A 13,751-nucleotide genomic window follows, 5' to 3' on the forward strand; every position below is an offset into this window, starting at 1 on the left:
GTCGAGAGCCTCGGGCGCGAGACGCTGCTCTACCTCGAGGGCGGCGCTCTGCGCACTGTCGATTCCTAGTCCGCCGACGGCTTCGTCGCCGTGCAGCTCCCTAGCCAGCACCAGCTCCAGGTCTGCGAGCCCGCCAAAGTCGTGTTGGACCCCGCCTCGCTCTACCTTGGGGACGATTCCATCCGCCTCCTGCCCACACCCGCCCCGGAACCCCCGGGTCGGGCGTGGCGAGGCGGCGGCCGGAATCGTCGAAAAGGTAGAGCGAGGCCGGGTCCCACCCGACCTTGACGGGCTCGCCGACCCGGAGCTGGTGCTGGCTCGGGAGCTGCACGGCGACGAAGCCCTCGGCGGACTCGGAATCGACCGTGCGCAGACCGCCGCCCTCGAGGTAGAGCAGCGTCTCGCGCCCGAGGCTCTCGACCAGCGCGACCGACAGCTCGAGCGCGCCGCCGAGCGTCACCGCCTCCGGCCGCACCCCCATCCGCACCTGCGCGCCGGGCTGCGGCACCGGGACGTCGTCGTCGAGCGGCACCACGACCGGGCCGGGCATGCCGGGGATCTCCACCGACAGCTCGCGGCCGCGGCTCTCGAGGACGCGGCCGTCGAAGAAGTTCATCCGCGGGCTGCCGAGGAAGCCGGCGACGAACAGGCTCTCGGGCTTGTTGTAGAGCTCGAGCGGGGTGCCGACCTGCTCGATCACGCCGCCGTTCAGCACCACGATCCGCGACGCCATGGTCATCGCCTCGGTCTGGTCGTGGGTGACGTAGATCATCGTCGCGCCGAGCTGGTTGTGCAGCCGGCCGAGCTCGACGCGCATCTGGCTCCTGAGCGCGGCGTCGAGGTTGGAAAGCGGCTCGTCGAACAGGAACACCTCCGGCGCGCGGGTGATCGCGCGGCCGATGGCGACGCGCTGCTTCTGGCCGCCCGAGAGCGCCTTGGGCTTCTTGTCCAGGTGCTCGGTAATGCGCAGGGTCTGGGCCGCCTTGTCGACGGCGGCGCGGATCTCGGCCTTGGGCCGGCCGGCGACCTTGAGCGCGAAGCCCATGTTGTCGCGCACCGTCATGTGCGGGTAGAGCGCGTAGTTCTGGAACACCATCGCCACACCCCGGTCCCACGGCTCGGCGCGGGTGATGTCGTGATCGCCGACGGTGATCGTGCCGCTGGTGATCGGCTCGAGCCCGGCGATGCAGCGCAGCAAGGTCGACTTGCCGCAGCCCGACGGGCCGACCATCACCACGAACTCGCCCTCCTCCACCTCGAGGCTCACGCCCTTGACGGCGTGGAAGGCCCCGTAGTTCTTCTCGACGCGGTTGATCTTCAGATGCGACATGCGGTCATTTCCCCAGGCCCGCGAGAGAGCGGACGAACGAGCGTTGAAGGATGAGGAAGAGCAGGATGATCGGCAGCGTCGCGATGGACAGCCCCGCCATCACCGCCGGCCAGTCGGAGGTGAACTCCCCCTGCAATTGCAGGATGCCGACCGGCAGCGTCTTCTTGTCGGGTTGGGTGAGCAGCAGCAGCGCCAGCAGGAACTCGTTCCAGATGAACACCGCCTGGAAGATCGCCGCCGAGGCGATGGCGGGGCCCGAGAGCGGCATCACCACCCGGAAGAATACCGCCCAGGGCCGGCACCCGTCGAGCCGCGCCGCCTCCTCGAGTTCGCGCGGGAAGTCGAGGAAGAAGGCGAAGAACAGGATCGTCGTGAACGGGATGCCGTAGGCGGCGTAGACCCAGACGATGCCGAAGTGGCTGTTGCCAAAATCCGCCGCCGTGACCATCTGGTAGAGCGGCACGATCACCGCGTTGTTGGGCACCGCGAAGCCGGCGACGATCAGCAGGTAGAGCAGCTTCATCCAGACCGAGCGCGAGCGCGCGATGACGTAGGCGGCGAGGCCCGAGACCAGCAGGATGATGAGCACCGCCGAGGTGGTGACGACGACGCTGTTGAACATGAACTGCCCCAGCCCGACGCCCCAGGCGCGCCTGAAGCTGTCGAAGGTCCACTGGCCCGGCAGGCCCAGCGGGTCGGTGAAGATCTCGCGCCGGGTCTTGAAGGCGGCGAAGATCATCCAGGCGACGGGCATCAGCACGAAGGCCGACCAGAGCCCGACGAAGCCGTAGAGCAGGGCCTGGACGATGCGGAAACGCGGAGCGAAATGGGTCATGACTGGCGGCTCGCCTTCAGCTGGAGCCAGCCCAGCAGCACCGCAATCGCGAGGAGCACGACGGCGATGGCGTTGGCGTAGCCCATGTTGGTGAGGGTGAAGGCCTGCAGGTAGATGTAGGTGCCGAGCACCTGCGTCGCGTTGGCCGGCCCGCCCCCGGTGAGGACGAAGATCAGGTCGAACACCTTGAAGCCGCCGATGGTGGTGATCAGCACCGCCACGAGCAGCACGTTGCGCAGGTTGGGCAGGGTGATCGACCAGAAGGCCCGCATCCCCCGCGCGCCGTCGAGCGCGGCGGCCTCGTAGAGATCCTTGGGGATGGCCTGCAGGCCGGCGAGGATCAGCACCATCATGAAGCCGGTATATTGCCAGCCCGCCACGATCAGCACCATCCAGATCGAGATCGACGGATCGCCGAGCCAGCCCCGGGTCGGCGGCGACAGGCCGAGCGACTTCACCAGCGCGTTGAGGATGCCGATGTTGGGGTCGAGGATGATCAGCCAGATCAGCGCCACGGCGACCGCCGAGATCACCATCGGCATGAAGATCACCACTCGGAAGAACACCTGCCCGAAGCCGATGCCCCGGTCGAGGATCGCGGCGAGCACCGTGCCGATCCCGACCTGCATCACGATCGAGCCGAACACGATGATGAGGTTGTTCTTGAGCGCGACCCAGAAGATCGGGTCGTTGCCGGCCTTGACGTAGTTCGCGAGACCGACCGGGGTCCAGCGTTCGCTGGTCAGCCCGAAGGCGTAGAACGAGCCGACGATGGTCAGGAACGCGGGAATGAAGATGAAGAGCGTGCAGAGCACGAGCGCCGGCAGCACCAGCATGCTCTGGCTCGCGGCGATCCGGCCGTACCACGTGGGCGTGGCGCCGGTCTGTCGGGACATGTCGGTCATTGGGAGAGTGCCTGCCTGCCGGGAGAATGCGCGGGGCCGGTGCCTTGCGGCAGCCGGCCCCGGCCGGGAGGTGATCAGCCGTTCTTGGCTTCCAGCGCGGCGGCGCGGATCATCTCCATCGCCTCCTCGGGGGTCTTGGTGCGGTTGAGCACCTCGACGCCGGCGTCGAGGTAGGCGTTGGCCACCGAGGCCTCGAGCAGCACGTCGAGCACGTTCACCGTCTCGCTCGCCTGGGCGATGTCTTCGACGAAGAACTTGAACCAGCGCGTGCCCTCGACCTGGTCGATCTGCGCCGCGTTCGACACGATGCTGCCGACCTGCTCGGCGTAGGCGCGTGCCTGCTCGTCACTCACGAGGAAGCTGATCCACTCCGCCGCGAGCTCGGGGTTCTCCGACTTCGCCGACACCATGTAGCCCTGCGGCACGAGGAACTGCCCGCCCGGATCACCGGCGCCGCCCTCGACGCTCGGGAAGCGGAACATCTCGAAGGAGTCGAAGCCCTCCTCGGCGAAGATGTTGGCGCACCAGGTGCCGCAATAGATCATCGGCGACACGCCGGCCGCGAACATCGAGCGCGATGCTTCCGGCGAGGTGGCGTTGGGCGCGTCCTGGAAGCAGCCGGCATCCATCAGGTCCACCACCTTCTGCCACGCCTCGACGTAGCCCGGATCGGTGAACAGCTCGTCCTCGGGCGCGGTCAGCGCGTAGTCCGCCGCCGTCGCCTCGGTGCCGAGCACCCGCTGGTTCAGCATGGTGATGATGTGGTTGAGCTTCCAGCGCTCCGAGTTGCCGAGCGGCCAGGGCACGATGTCGCTGTCGATGGCGCGGATGTCCTGGCAGAGCTGGAGCAGGCCCTCGAAGGTCTCCGGCGGCTCGAGGCCGTGATCCTCGAAGAAGACCGGGTCGTAGTAGAAGTACTTCGACACGCCCTCGTGGGTGACGCCGTAGTTGCTCCCCTCGTAGGCGAAGTTGGCGAGCCAGCCCTCGCTGACGTTCTCGGCGAAGCCGCCTTCCGCCTGGCCGTACTCGGTGATGTCGGCGGCGAGCCCGTCGCGCACCAGCCGGGCGGCGTCCTCGCCGGCCCAGTTGAAGAAGACGTCCGGCGGCGACGACCCGGTCAGCGCGACCTGGATCTGGGTCTTGTAGGCCTCGTTCGGAAACCGTTCGTGGATGATGTTCACGCCCGGATGCTGCTCCTCGAACTCGGCCGCGGCCTGTTCGATGAACCCCTGCAGCCCCTCCGTTTCGAGGGTCCACATCTTGATGTCCTGTGCCGCCGCGCCCGAGGCGACGGCGCCGAGCGCCACGGCGAGGGCGGCGGTCCTGTAGTTGGCAATCATTCTCTTCTCCCTGTTGAAGGGGCCTCCCCGCCCCTCGCTCGATCGGATGGCGGATCGGCCATCGAACCGGTTCGAGTATCGTAGCAAGCCCGGCCCGGCACCTGTCAAGTGTGAAGAACACCTTTGCTAGTGAAGATTTGTAATGCTATGTTTTACTGGCTATCAGCGTCGAACGGTTCATCGAACACGCATCGAACCGTGCCGAAGAGGAGCGGCAGCAGCCATGGCCACGATTCGCGATGTCGCCCGCGCCGCGGGGGTTTCGACCTCCACCGTCTCGCTCACCTTCGGCGAGCCGAGCCGCGTCAGCGACGAGACGGCGCAGCGGGTCTGGGAGGCGGCGTCGACCCTCGGCTACCGGCCGAACCCCCTCGCCCAGAGCCTCAAGCGCGGCCATTCGCGGCTGATCGGGGTCACCGTCGGCGACATCACCAACCCGTTTTTCGGACGCCTTTTCAAGCACGTGGAGCGCAACGCCCACGAGGCGGGCTACCACGTCATCGTCACCGACACCGACGCCCAGGCGGACCGCGAGGAGCAGGTACTGGCGCAGCTCGACGCGCAGCGGATCGCCGGGATCATCCTCACCGCCCACGGCAGCGGTCCGCACTACACCAGCCACCTCGAGCGGCTGAAGGCTCCCGTCGTCACCGTCGACCACCGCGTCCCCGGCACCAAGCTCGACTACGTCGCCTCCGACACCCGTCTCGCCGCGTCGATCATCACCGAACACCTCGTCCGCCTCGGCCATCGCCGCATCGCCCACATCGCCGGCACGCCGCACCTGTTCACGGCGGGCGAACGGATCGCCGGCTTCGTCGAAACGATGCGGCGCAACGGGCTCGACGTCGATCACAGCCTGATCGTCGACGGCCACTTCGACTACGAGAACGCCTACGCCCAGACCATGCGCCTGCTCACCCGCCCCGACCGGCCCACCGCGCTGTTCGCCGCCAACAACATGATGGCCCTCGGCGCGCTGCAGGCGATCTTCGAGCTCGGCTTCGACTGTCCGCGCGACATCTCCCTCGCCTGCATCGACGACGTGCCCTGGAGCTCGGTGATCCGGCCCAAGATCACCATGGTCGAGCAGGACATCCCCGAGCTCGCCCGCATCGCGACCGACTACCTCGTCTCGCGCATGTCCGTCTCCGGGCGCGACGCGCCGCCGCGCGAAACGATCCTGACGCCGCGCCTCGTCATGGGCACTTCGACCGCGCCGCCCCCGGCCTGAACCGTCAGAGACAGTGCGAGACGAACGCCACCGGCATCAGCGTCCAGCCGGTGCCGACGAACGCGGCGACGGCGAGGATCAGGCTCGTGCGGTGCAGCGTCGGCTCCGGCTCCGGCCAGCGCCGCGTCGCGATCAGCGCCAGCAGCGCCCCCTGCAGCGCCAGCGCCAGGAGCGCCGCCGCGATCAGCGGCCAGCGCCCGTCCGGCCCGGTCCAGCGGCTCGAGCAGAGCAGGCCGTGCAGCCCGTAGACGGCGCTGAAGCTCGCGAGCCACAGCGTCAGGGGCAGCGACAGGCGCAGGATCGTGCTCATGCCAGCACCCCCGGCAGCCCCACCGCCGCCGCCGCGAGCAGCGCCACGAGCGCGGCGTAGTCGCTCCAGAGCCGCGCCACCCGCGCCGCGCCGCGCCGCGTCACCGCGCTGTGCCCGGCCCACCGGCGCGCCGCGACCAGCGCCATCATGATCAGCGCCACGACCTGGTGCAGCAGCGCGTAGCCGACCAGCACCCACACCGTCGCGTCGTAGGCGTGCGCCGCCGGGTCGGGCACCTGCGCCAGCACCGCCAGCGCCGCCAGCCCCACCGCGACCGTCCCCGCCAGCGCCGCCGCGACGCCCGCGAGCGCGCCGAGCCGCCCGCCCACCGCCGTCAGCGCCGCCCCCGCCAGCACCAGCGCCAGCGCGGCGGGGCCGGGCTCGGCGTAGGCCGGCGGCGGCCAGTTCGGCGCGATGGTCCACAGGAAGGCGTAGCCGAAGAGCAGCGAACCGAGGAACGTGCCGTCGGCGAGCAGCAGGAACAGCGACCCCCACCAGCCCGGCGGATCCGCCACCTCCGAGGCGACCGGCAGCACCGCCCCGCGCCCCGCGTCGAGCGGCCCCTCCGGCGCGCGCCGCCCGAGGCTCCAGACCCACGCCAGCGCGCAGCCGATCACCCCGAGCGCCGAGATCGGCACCAGCCAGTAGTCCTTCACCAGCATCCCGAGGAAGAACAGCCCCGTCACCGCCGACATCAGCACCGGCAGCGCGGTGTTGCCCGGGAAGACGACGATGGTGCGCGGCGCGCCGGTGGCGATGTCCACCGTCAGCGTCTCGCGCCGCCCCCGCGCCGGATCGCCGAGGTAGCCCTCGCCCCGCGCCAGCCGCACCGGCAGCTCGCGGTCGGCGTAGAGCGGGTCGCGGCTGTCGACGTGGGGCAGCGAAGCGAAGTTGTAGGCCGCCGGCGGCGTCGGCATCGCCCATTCCAGCGTCCCCGCCCGCCACGGATCGCGCGAGCCCCGGATCGCCGTCACCGCGTTGATGATGACATCGATCAGCACCAGCGCGAAGCCGATCGCCATAACGAACCCGCTCACCGAGGCGATCAGGTTGATGATCTCCCACCCCTGCCCCGGCCCGTAGCTGTCGATCCGCCGCCGCATCCCCAGCAGGCCCGCCCAGTGGAGCAGCAGGAACGTGCCGTGAAAGCCCGGCACGATCAGCCAGAAGGCGACGCCGCCGAGCTTGAAGTAGGTCTTGCGGCCGACGAAGTGCGGCATCCAGTAGTAGAGCGCCGCGAGCATCGGGAACACGAAGCCGCCGATCAGCACGTAATGGAGGTGGGCGACGATGAAGTAGGTGTCGTGGGCCTGCCAGTCGAACGGCACCACCGCCACCATCACCCCGGTCAGCCCGCCGATCACGAAGGTGGCGAAGAAGGCCAGCAGCCACATCATCGGCAGGTGCAGGCCCGGCCGGCCCCGCCAGAGCGTCCCGATCCAGGCGAAGATCTGCACCGCCGTCGGCACCGCCACCAGCGTCGAGGCGGCTGAGAAGAAGGCCAGCCCCATGTGCGGGATGCCGGTGGTGAACATGTGGTGCACCCAGAGCCCGAAGCTCAGCACCGCGAGGCTCACCGCCGCCGCGACGACCCAGCCGTAGCCCATCAGCGTCGTGCGGGCCATCACCGGCAGGATCGTCGAGATCGCCCCGGCCGCCGGCAGAAAGATGATGTAGACCTCCGGGTGGCCGAACATCCAGAACAGGTGCTGCCAGAGCAGCGCGTCGCCCCCCTGCGCCACCTGGAAGAAGGGCATGCCGAAGGCCCGTTCCAGCTCCAGCAGGATCGAGCCGAGGATCAGCGGCGGAAAGCCCGTCAGGATCATCACCGCCGTCACCAGCGCGTACCAGGCGAAGATCGGCATCTTCGCCAGCGACATGCCCGGCGCGCGGTAGCGCAGGATCGTCACCGTGATCTCCACCGCCGCCGAGATCGCGGAAATCTCGACGAAGGTGATCCCGATCAGCCAGAAGTCGGAGTTGATCCCCGGCGCGCCGATGGTGGAGGAGAGCGGCGGGTACATGAACCAGCCGCTGTCGGGCGCGATGCCGGCGAGCAGCGCGAAGATCATCATGCTGCCGCCGAACACGTAGCACCAGAAGCCGTAGGCGGTGAGCCGCGGGAAGGCGAGGTCGCGGGTGCCGAGCAGCTTGGGCAGCAGGTAGACCGCGAGCCCCTCGAAGAAGGGGATCGCGAACAGGAACATCATGATCGTGCCGTGCATGGTGAAGACCTGGTTGTAGGTCTCCGGCCCCATGAACGCCGAGCGCGGGGTGGCGAGCTGCGCGCGGATCAGCATCGCGAGGATGCCGCCGACGAGGAAGAAGAACACCGCCACCGTCAGGAACATCCGCCCGAGGTCGGTGTGGTTGACGCTGGTGAACCAGCCCTTCCAGCCCGGCGCCGACGCCCAGATCCGGGTCAGCGCGCGGTGTCGCCGCAGCGCGTTCATTCGCCCTCTCCCGCCAGGAACGCCTGCCAGCCGGTGGCGTCGTGGGCGATCACCGTGAAGCGGTGGCCGACATAGCCGACGCCGTTGAACTCCGAGCCCAGCCCGCCGTAGCGCCCCGGCGCGTCGGCCTCGAGGCGCAGCACGTTGACGTGGCCCGGCACCGCGTCGAGCTTGCCCGCCAGCCGCGGCACCCAGAAGCCGTGCACCACGTCCGCCGAGGTCAGCGCCACGTCGACGGGCCGCCCCGCCGGGATGTGCAGCTCGTCCTCCGTCACCCGCCCCGGCGCGTCGTCGTAGCCGAAACTCCACGCCCATTGCCGCGCCTCGGCGCGGACGACCACCACGTCCGCGCCCCCGCGCGGCAGCAGCCGCTCGCCGACGACCAGCCCGTAGGCCAGCAGCGCCGCGAGCACCGTCAGCGGGAAGGCGAGGCCGAGCCCGATCACGAACGGCCGCTCCGCCACCTCGCCCGGCGGGCGCCGCCACGCCCAGGCCAGCAGCCCCGCCACGAAGAGGAAGATCGCCGTTGCCCCCGCGAGCAGCACCCACCACAAGGTGGCGATGGTCGCCGCCGCGGGGCCGGCGGGATGCACCGCCGACAGCGACTCCTCGCAACCCGCGAGCGCGACGAGTGTTGTCACCGCGAGCGCACGCGGCAGGAGGGAGCAGCCATGTCCGACGAAGTCGTCACCGAAGGCGAGGACCTCGCCGACCCGATCGTCGACGCCCCGGGCTACGACGAGACCGAGTCGCTCGTCGGCCTCTGGGGCCATCCGCTGCACGCGATGAGCGTCGCCTTCCCCGTCGCGCTGACCTTCTGCACCTTCGGGGCCGACGCGCTCTACTGGTGGTCGGGCGAGCTGTTCTGGGCCCGCGCCGCGATCTGGGCGGCGGGCACCGCGTTCCTGTTCGGCCTCGCCGCCGGCGCGACGGGCACCGCCGAGCTGCTGCTCGTCCCCGGCATCCGCATCCGCGCCCCGGCCTGGACCCACATGGTCATCGCCGTGCTGCTGCTGTCGCTGCTCGGCGCGAACTGGGGCTACCGGCTGCAGGGCTACGAGGCGGCCGTGCTGCCCTACGGCATCCTGCTGTCGGGCTTCAGCGTGCTGGTGGTGATGGTGACCGGCTGGCATGGAGGCAAACTCGTCTTCGATTACCGTCTGGGCACGTCGAAGGGCAACTGACGGCCCAGCGGCTCCGCCAGCCAGCCCGGCACCGGGATCTCGGCGAGGTCGGGCTTGGCGAGCACCAGCGTCAGGATCGCCAGCACCGGCACCATCAAGAGCGCCAGCGGCAGCCCCGGCGCCGGCGCGTGGTGCGCCCCCTCCCGCTCGGCCACCGCGACGAGCACGTAGCCGATCCAGACGTGGAACGTCACCAGCAGCGCCACGAAGCCGAGCTTGGCGAACAGCCAGACCTCGAACACCTCGCGCAGGAAGATCAGGATCGTGCCGCTCGCGATCGCGATGACCGCCGCCGGGGTGACGAAGAGCGTGTAGGCGTAATGGGTCGCGCGGCGGATGCGGGCGTAGTCGCTCTGCCCGATCGCCGGATCGTGGCGCGCCAGCATCAGCGGCAGCGCGAACAGCCCGCTGCACCAGAGCAGCAGCATCCCCACGTGCAGCGCCTTGACGTGCGGCACGAGGCCGTCGAGCCAGCTCATGCCACGCTCCGCCGCCAGCTGTTGCGCGCGCAGAGCGCGATCATCAGCGCGTAGGGCAGCATCGCCGGCACCCACATGATGAGCCCGCCGAGCTGCTGGTCGGCCAGCGGCGTCAGCCCCCACGCCAGCGGCGCGAGTCCGTGCGCGGCGTAGAGCGGCCCCGGCGCGAGGGTCAGCAACGCCCCGAGCGCGCCCATCTGCATCAACCCCGCCAGCGACCAAAGCACCGCGTCGACCCCGCCGCGCGCGCCCAGCACCGCCCGCCAGAACCACGTCGCCGAGCCGAGCAGCGTCGCCTGCATGAGCCAGTAGACCGCCATGTCGCTCAGCGCGAGATCGTAGGCCGCCGGCAGGTGCCAGCCCCAGAGCAGCGCCGTCGAGATCAGGAACGGCACCGCCGCGCCCCGCGCGCGCCCCGGCCACGCCGCCGCCAGCAGAGGCGCCGCGACGGCCACCAGCAGCACGTGATGGACCACCCGCGCCGAGAACAGCGCCACCGAGATCGCGCAGAGCGGCGACACGAACGCCACCGCCAGCACCCCCACCGCCGCCGGCCCTGTCGGCCTGTGCCGCACCGCCCAGAGCAGCGCCAGCAGCCCGCCGATCACCAGCGGATCGAGATTCCACGCCGCCCAGGCCTCCCCCGGCCCCGGCGCCACCCCGCAGTAACTTCCCGGCAAGACCTCGACCAATTCTGCCCCCGTCGTTCCTTAACACGCGAGGTAGAGCGCCGATGCGCCGCCGCAACTCGTCACCGGCGGCCCGGTCGCGCAGAGCCGAACCCATACTGCCCGAGCCGGCCAGGAACCCCCGGCTCGCCTCATGCTTGTTCGGGCTTCCCGGCGATTTCCGCTCCTCGATCGTTGCACAAGCAAACTTTAATGCCCTGCAACCCTAGAAATGTCCGGGAGATTAGGTATTGCTGTGGGAAATGGTGTTGTTTGTGTTCTTGGTTGCGAGGGGGTCGAGCTTTCCGCATGACAATTCAAGGTAGAGCTGCCGAGTTCGGCAGCCCGGCAGAGTCCGTCCATGTCACCGACCTCCTGCCCCGCTTCGGAAAGAGCCGCCTCGGCTCGCGTTTCGGCCTCTGCAAGCGTGGTTTCGACGTCGGGGTCTCGGTTTTCGTCATCCTGCCGCTCCTGCTCCCGATCGGGCTGCTGGTGCTGGTGCTCAATCCCTTCTTCAACAAGGGCCCGCTGTTCTTCGTGCAGCGCCGGATGGGGGCCGGGTGCCAGCCGTTCCTGGCGATCAAGTTCCGCACCATGCGTCCCGCCGATTCGGTGACGCGCGCCGCGAACGATCCGCTCGAATCGGACCGGATCACGCCGCTCGGCGCGGTGCTGCGCAAGCTGCGAATCGACGAGCTGCCGCAGATCCTTAATGTCATCAACGGCGACATGAGCCTGATCGGGCCGCGCCCCGACTTCTTCGACCACGCCGTCACCTACATCGACACCATCCCGCGCTACCGCCACCGCCACCAGATCCGGCCCGGGATCTCGGGACTGGCGCAGACGGAGATCGGCTACGTGCAGAGCATCCGCGAGACGCGCCGCAAGGTGTCGGCCGATCTCTACTACATCCGCCACGCGAGCCTGCGGCTGGATGCGTGGATCGTCTGGCGCACGCTGGTGACGGTGCTGCTGCGCCGCGGCGCCTGACGCCGCCCTCCACCGAGACCGACCGCCGCGCCCTCGCCAGCGCGGCGGTCTTCGTTTCAGGCGAAGGCGACGCGCATCGGCGTGCCGAGCGGCAGCACGCAGGTCGGCTCCGGGCCGGGGCGGGCGTCGGTCAGGGGCCAGACGACGACACGGCTGGAATCCTGGTTGGCGACGAGCAGGTGCCGCCCCGAGGGCGACACGGTCAGGTCGCGCGGGGTAGTGCCGCCGGCGGGGTGGCGCGAGACGGTGCGGGCGGTGGCGTCGGGGCCGTCGAGGGCGAGCACCACGATCTCCTCGCTCAGCCGCACCGAGACGAGCAGGTGGCGGCCGTCGGGATGGAGCACGATGCCGGCCGGCTGCACCGGCGCGCCGCCGGCGGGAGCGAGCGGCTCGGCGGCGAGCACCTCCATCCGCCCCGTCTCCGGCGCGTAGCTCAGGCTCGTCACCGCCGCAATCAGTTCGCCGACCACGTAGACCCGTCGCCCGTCGGCGGAGAAGACGAAGTGGCGCGGGCCGGTGCCGGGCGGCAAAGCGGTGTCGAGGTCGGGGCGAGGGTGCGCACCCGTCTCCGTGCGCTCGTAGGCGACGAGGCGGTCGGTGCCGAGGTCGGCGACGAAGGCGAAGCGCTCGTCGGGCGAGAGCGCCACGCAATGGGCGTGCGGCCCCTCCTGCCGCGCGCGGTTCGGCCCGCTGCCGGAATGGGTGTGCAGGTCGGGCGCGCCGAGCCGCCCGTCGCGCAGGCCGAAGACCGCCAGCCCCGCCTGCGGCCCGTCCTCCCGCGGCCCGCCGTAATTGGCCACGAGAACCTGCCCGCCGTCGCGCGTCACCACCGCGTGGCAGCCGTCGTGGCCGCCCGCCGGGCGGGTCTCGATCAGGCGCAGCGCGGCGGCGTCGCGGTCGAGCCCGAGCACCGCCAGCGCGCTCTCGTGGCCGCCGTCGGTGTCGGTCACCGCGTAGAAGCGGCCCCCGCCCGGCGCGGCGACGAGCCACGTCGCGTCCTCGAGCCGCAGGGGATCGGCGGCCACGGAGAGCACGCCGGTCTTGTCGTCGAACCGGCAGAGCGTCACGCCCGCGCCCTCGGCGGCGGCGAATTGCGGGGCGGGGCGGGTGAGGCTTCCCACGGCGACGTACTGGCTCATCTCGGCTCCTTGCTGCGGCTGGACAGCGCCAGTCTCGCCACCCTACAACCGGGCGCAACCGGGATGTCGGCGGAGGGGAGAAGATGAGCCGGAACAGCGCGCAGAAGACCTACCTCGTCACCGGCGCCGCCAACGGCATCGGGCAGGCGGTGGCGCAGGTGCTCGCCGCCGAGGGCGCGCGGCTCGTCCTGCTCGACCGCGACGCCGCCGCGCTCGAGGAGACGGCGGCGGGTCTCGGCGGGGAGGTCGTCACGCAGGCCGGCTCGGTCACCGAGGCGCGCGACTGCGACGCCGCCGTCGCGGCCGCGCTGGAGCGCTTCGGCGGGCTCGACGGGGTGTCGCACAACGCCGGCATCCAGCGCTACGGCGACGTCGTCGAGACCAGCCGCGCGCTCTGGGACGAGGTGATCGACGTCAACCTCACCGGCGCGTTCGTCGTCTCCAAGGCCGCCATGCCCGCGCTGCGGCAGGCGCGCGGCGCGCTGGTGCTGACGGGCTCGGTACAGAGCTTCGCGGCGCAGCAGGGCGCGCTGGCCTACGTCGCCGCCAAGCACGGGCTGGCGGGGCTGGTCGCGGGGATGGCCGTCGACGAGGCGGCGCACGGAGTGCGGGTCAACGGCGTCGCGCCGGGCTCGGTCGATACGCCGATGCTGCGCGCTTCGATCGCGCTCGATCCCGACCCGGCGGCGCTGAACCGGGTGATCGACGGAATGCACCCGCTCGGCCGGCGCGCCCGCGCCGAAGAGGTGGCGGAGGTGATCGCGTTCCTGCTGGGCGGACAGGCGTCGTTCGTCACCGGCGAGATGGTGCGGGTCGACGGCGGGATGCTGTCGCTGGTCGGCGGCACGCCGGACGCCGCCCCTAAGTGAGGCGGCGCCCGG

General features: G+C 70.5%; 14 protein-coding genes. 4 read left to right on the plus strand and 10 right to left on the minus strand.

The annotated features are described in order from the left end of the window. Positions 1–100 precede the first annotated feature (100 nt). From OG2516_RS17465 to OG2516_RS17480, 4 genes are all read right to left on the minus strand, one after another. Entirely contained in the window at positions 101–1,330 is a 1,230-nt protein-coding gene (locus tag OG2516_RS17465) for an ABC transporter ATP-binding protein (protein WP_007256962.1), read from the minus strand. Between the two features lie 4 nt (positions 1,331–1,334). Then, positions 1,335–2,165: a carbohydrate ABC transporter permease gene (locus tag OG2516_RS17470; protein ID WP_007256963.1), complete on the minus strand. Its 831-nt coding sequence runs from the start codon at positions 2,163–2,165 to the stop codon at positions 1,335–1,337. Next, complete coding sequence (locus OG2516_RS17475; RefSeq protein ID WP_007256964.1) at positions 2,162–3,070, minus strand: carbohydrate ABC transporter permease; 909 nt, start codon at positions 3,068–3,070, stop codon at positions 2,162–2,164. Before OG2516_RS17475 ends, OG2516_RS17470 begins: the two co-directional genes overlap by 4 nt. Before the next feature lie 74 nt (positions 3,071–3,144). Further along, positions 3,145–4,410 (minus strand): ABC transporter substrate-binding protein, encoded by a 1,266-nt coding sequence (locus OG2516_RS17480; protein ID WP_007256965.1) that lies wholly within the window; start codon positions 4,408–4,410, stop codon positions 3,145–3,147. 223 nt (positions 4,411–4,633) lie between these two features. Here OG2516_RS17480 and OG2516_RS17485 point away from each other — a divergent pair, with 223 nt between their 5' ends. Continuing rightward, positions 4,634–5,644, plus strand: coding sequence for a LacI family DNA-binding transcriptional regulator (locus tag OG2516_RS17485; RefSeq protein ID WP_007256966.1), 1,011 nt, complete (start codon positions 4,634–4,636; stop codon positions 5,642–5,644). 4 nt (positions 5,645–5,648) lie between these two features. On the opposite strand, the gene OG2516_RS17490 is transcribed toward OG2516_RS17485, so the two are convergent. Genes OG2516_RS17490 through OG2516_RS17500 form a run of 3 tightly spaced genes read right to left on the minus strand, consistent with a single transcriptional unit; the run spans position 5,649 to position 9,000 of the window. Beyond that, a complete protein-coding gene (locus OG2516_RS17490) occupies positions 5,649–5,954 on the minus strand; it encodes a hypothetical protein (protein ID WP_007256967.1) in 306 nt (101 codons plus the stop codon). Beyond that, positions 5,951–8,407, minus strand: a complete 2,457-nt coding sequence (gene ctaD, locus OG2516_RS17495; RefSeq protein WP_007256968.1) for a cytochrome c oxidase subunit I — start codon at positions 8,405–8,407, stop codon at positions 5,951–5,953. The genes OG2516_RS17490 and ctaD overlap by 4 nt, the downstream gene beginning before the upstream one ends. After that, positions 8,404–9,000 carry a cytochrome c oxidase subunit II gene (locus tag OG2516_RS17500; protein ID WP_007256969.1) on the minus strand — a complete coding sequence of 199 codons (597 nt, stop codon included), beginning with the start codon at positions 8,998–9,000 and terminating at the stop codon, positions 8,404–8,406. The genes ctaD and OG2516_RS17500 overlap by 4 nt, the downstream gene beginning before the upstream one ends. A 78-nt stretch (positions 9,001–9,078) precedes the next feature. Here OG2516_RS17500 and OG2516_RS17505 point away from each other — a divergent pair, with 78 nt between their 5' ends. Next, a complete protein-coding gene (locus tag OG2516_RS17505) occupies positions 9,079–9,591 on the plus strand; it encodes a DUF2231 domain-containing protein (RefSeq protein WP_007256970.1) in 513 nt (170 codons plus the stop codon). Here OG2516_RS17505 and OG2516_RS17510 read toward each other — a convergent pair. Continuing rightward, the gene (locus OG2516_RS17510; protein ID WP_007256971.1) at positions 9,561–10,070 is read right to left on the minus strand and encodes a CopD family protein; all 510 of its coding nucleotides are present in this window, start codon (positions 10,068–10,070) and stop codon (positions 9,561–9,563) included. The two genes, OG2516_RS17505 and OG2516_RS17510, sit on opposite strands and share 31 nt — an antisense overlap. Next, positions 10,067–10,762: a cytochrome c oxidase assembly protein gene (locus OG2516_RS17515; RefSeq protein ID WP_040616315.1), complete on the minus strand. Its 696-nt coding sequence runs from the start codon at positions 10,760–10,762 to the stop codon at positions 10,067–10,069. The genes OG2516_RS17510 and OG2516_RS17515 overlap by 4 nt, the downstream gene beginning before the upstream one ends. A 285-nt stretch (positions 10,763–11,047) precedes the next feature. On the opposite strand from OG2516_RS17515, the gene OG2516_RS17520 reads away from it, so the two are divergent. Continuing rightward, the gene (locus OG2516_RS17520; protein WP_007256973.1) at positions 11,048–11,731 is read left to right on the plus strand and encodes a sugar transferase; all 684 of its coding nucleotides are present in this window, start codon (positions 11,048–11,050) and stop codon (positions 11,729–11,731) included. A gap of 56 nt (positions 11,732–11,787) precedes the next feature. On the opposite strand, the gene OG2516_RS17525 is transcribed toward OG2516_RS17520, so the two are convergent. Continuing rightward, positions 11,788–12,870, minus strand: a complete 1,083-nt coding sequence (locus OG2516_RS17525; RefSeq protein ID WP_007256974.1) for a lactonase family protein — start codon at positions 12,868–12,870, stop codon at positions 11,788–11,790. 83 nt (positions 12,871–12,953) lie between these two features. Here OG2516_RS17525 and OG2516_RS17530 point away from each other — a divergent pair, with 83 nt between their 5' ends. Next, the gene (locus tag OG2516_RS17530; protein ID WP_007256975.1) at positions 12,954–13,739 is read left to right on the plus strand and encodes an SDR family NAD(P)-dependent oxidoreductase; all 786 of its coding nucleotides are present in this window, start codon (positions 12,954–12,956) and stop codon (positions 13,737–13,739) included. Positions 13,740–13,751: the final 12 nt, after the last annotated feature.

It is taken from the genome of Oceanicola granulosus HTCC2516, from assembly GCF_000153305.1.
GTDB classification, from domain to species: domain Bacteria; phylum Pseudomonadota; class Alphaproteobacteria; order Rhodobacterales; family Rhodobacteraceae; genus Oceanicola; species Oceanicola granulosus.

Bases quoted from the DNA above. Each gene is read 5' to 3' on its own strand.
- OG2516_RS17465 (WP_007256962.1), bottom strand. From the start codon at position 1,330: ATGTCGCATCTGAAGATCAACCGCGTCGAGAAGAACTACGGGGCCTTC.
- OG2516_RS17470 (WP_007256963.1), bottom strand. From the start codon at position 2,165: ATGACCCATTTCGCTCCGCGTTTCCGCATCGTCCAGGCCCTGCTCTAC.
- OG2516_RS17475 (WP_007256964.1), bottom strand. From the start codon at position 3,070: ATGACCGACATGTCCCGACAGACCGGCGCCACGCCCACGTGGTACGGC.
- OG2516_RS17480 (WP_007256965.1), bottom strand. From the start codon at position 4,410: ATGATTGCCAACTACAGGACCGCCGCCCTCGCCGTGGCGCTCGGCGCC.
- OG2516_RS17485 (WP_007256966.1), top strand. From the start codon at position 4,634: ATGGCCACGATTCGCGATGTCGCCCGCGCCGCGGGGGTTTCGACCTCC.
- OG2516_RS17490 (WP_007256967.1), bottom strand. From the start codon at position 5,954: ATGAGCACGATCCTGCGCCTGTCGCTGCCCCTGACGCTGTGGCTCGCG.
- ctaD (WP_007256968.1), bottom strand. From the start codon at position 8,407: ATGAACGCGCTGCGGCGACACCGCGCGCTGACCCGGATCTGGGCGTCG.
- OG2516_RS17505 (WP_007256970.1), top strand. From the start codon at position 9,079: ATGTCCGACGAAGTCGTCACCGAAGGCGAGGACCTCGCCGACCCGATC.
- OG2516_RS17510 (WP_007256971.1), bottom strand. From the start codon at position 10,070: ATGAGCTGGCTCGACGGCCTCGTGCCGCACGTCAAGGCGCTGCACGTG.
- OG2516_RS17520 (WP_007256973.1), top strand. From the start codon at position 11,048: ATGACAATTCAAGGTAGAGCTGCCGAGTTCGGCAGCCCGGCAGAGTCC.
- OG2516_RS17525 (WP_007256974.1), bottom strand. From the start codon at position 12,870: ATGAGCCAGTACGTCGCCGTGGGAAGCCTCACCCGCCCCGCCCCGCAA.
- OG2516_RS17530 (WP_007256975.1), top strand. From the start codon at position 12,954: ATGAGCCGGAACAGCGCGCAGAAGACCTACCTCGTCACCGGCGCCGCC.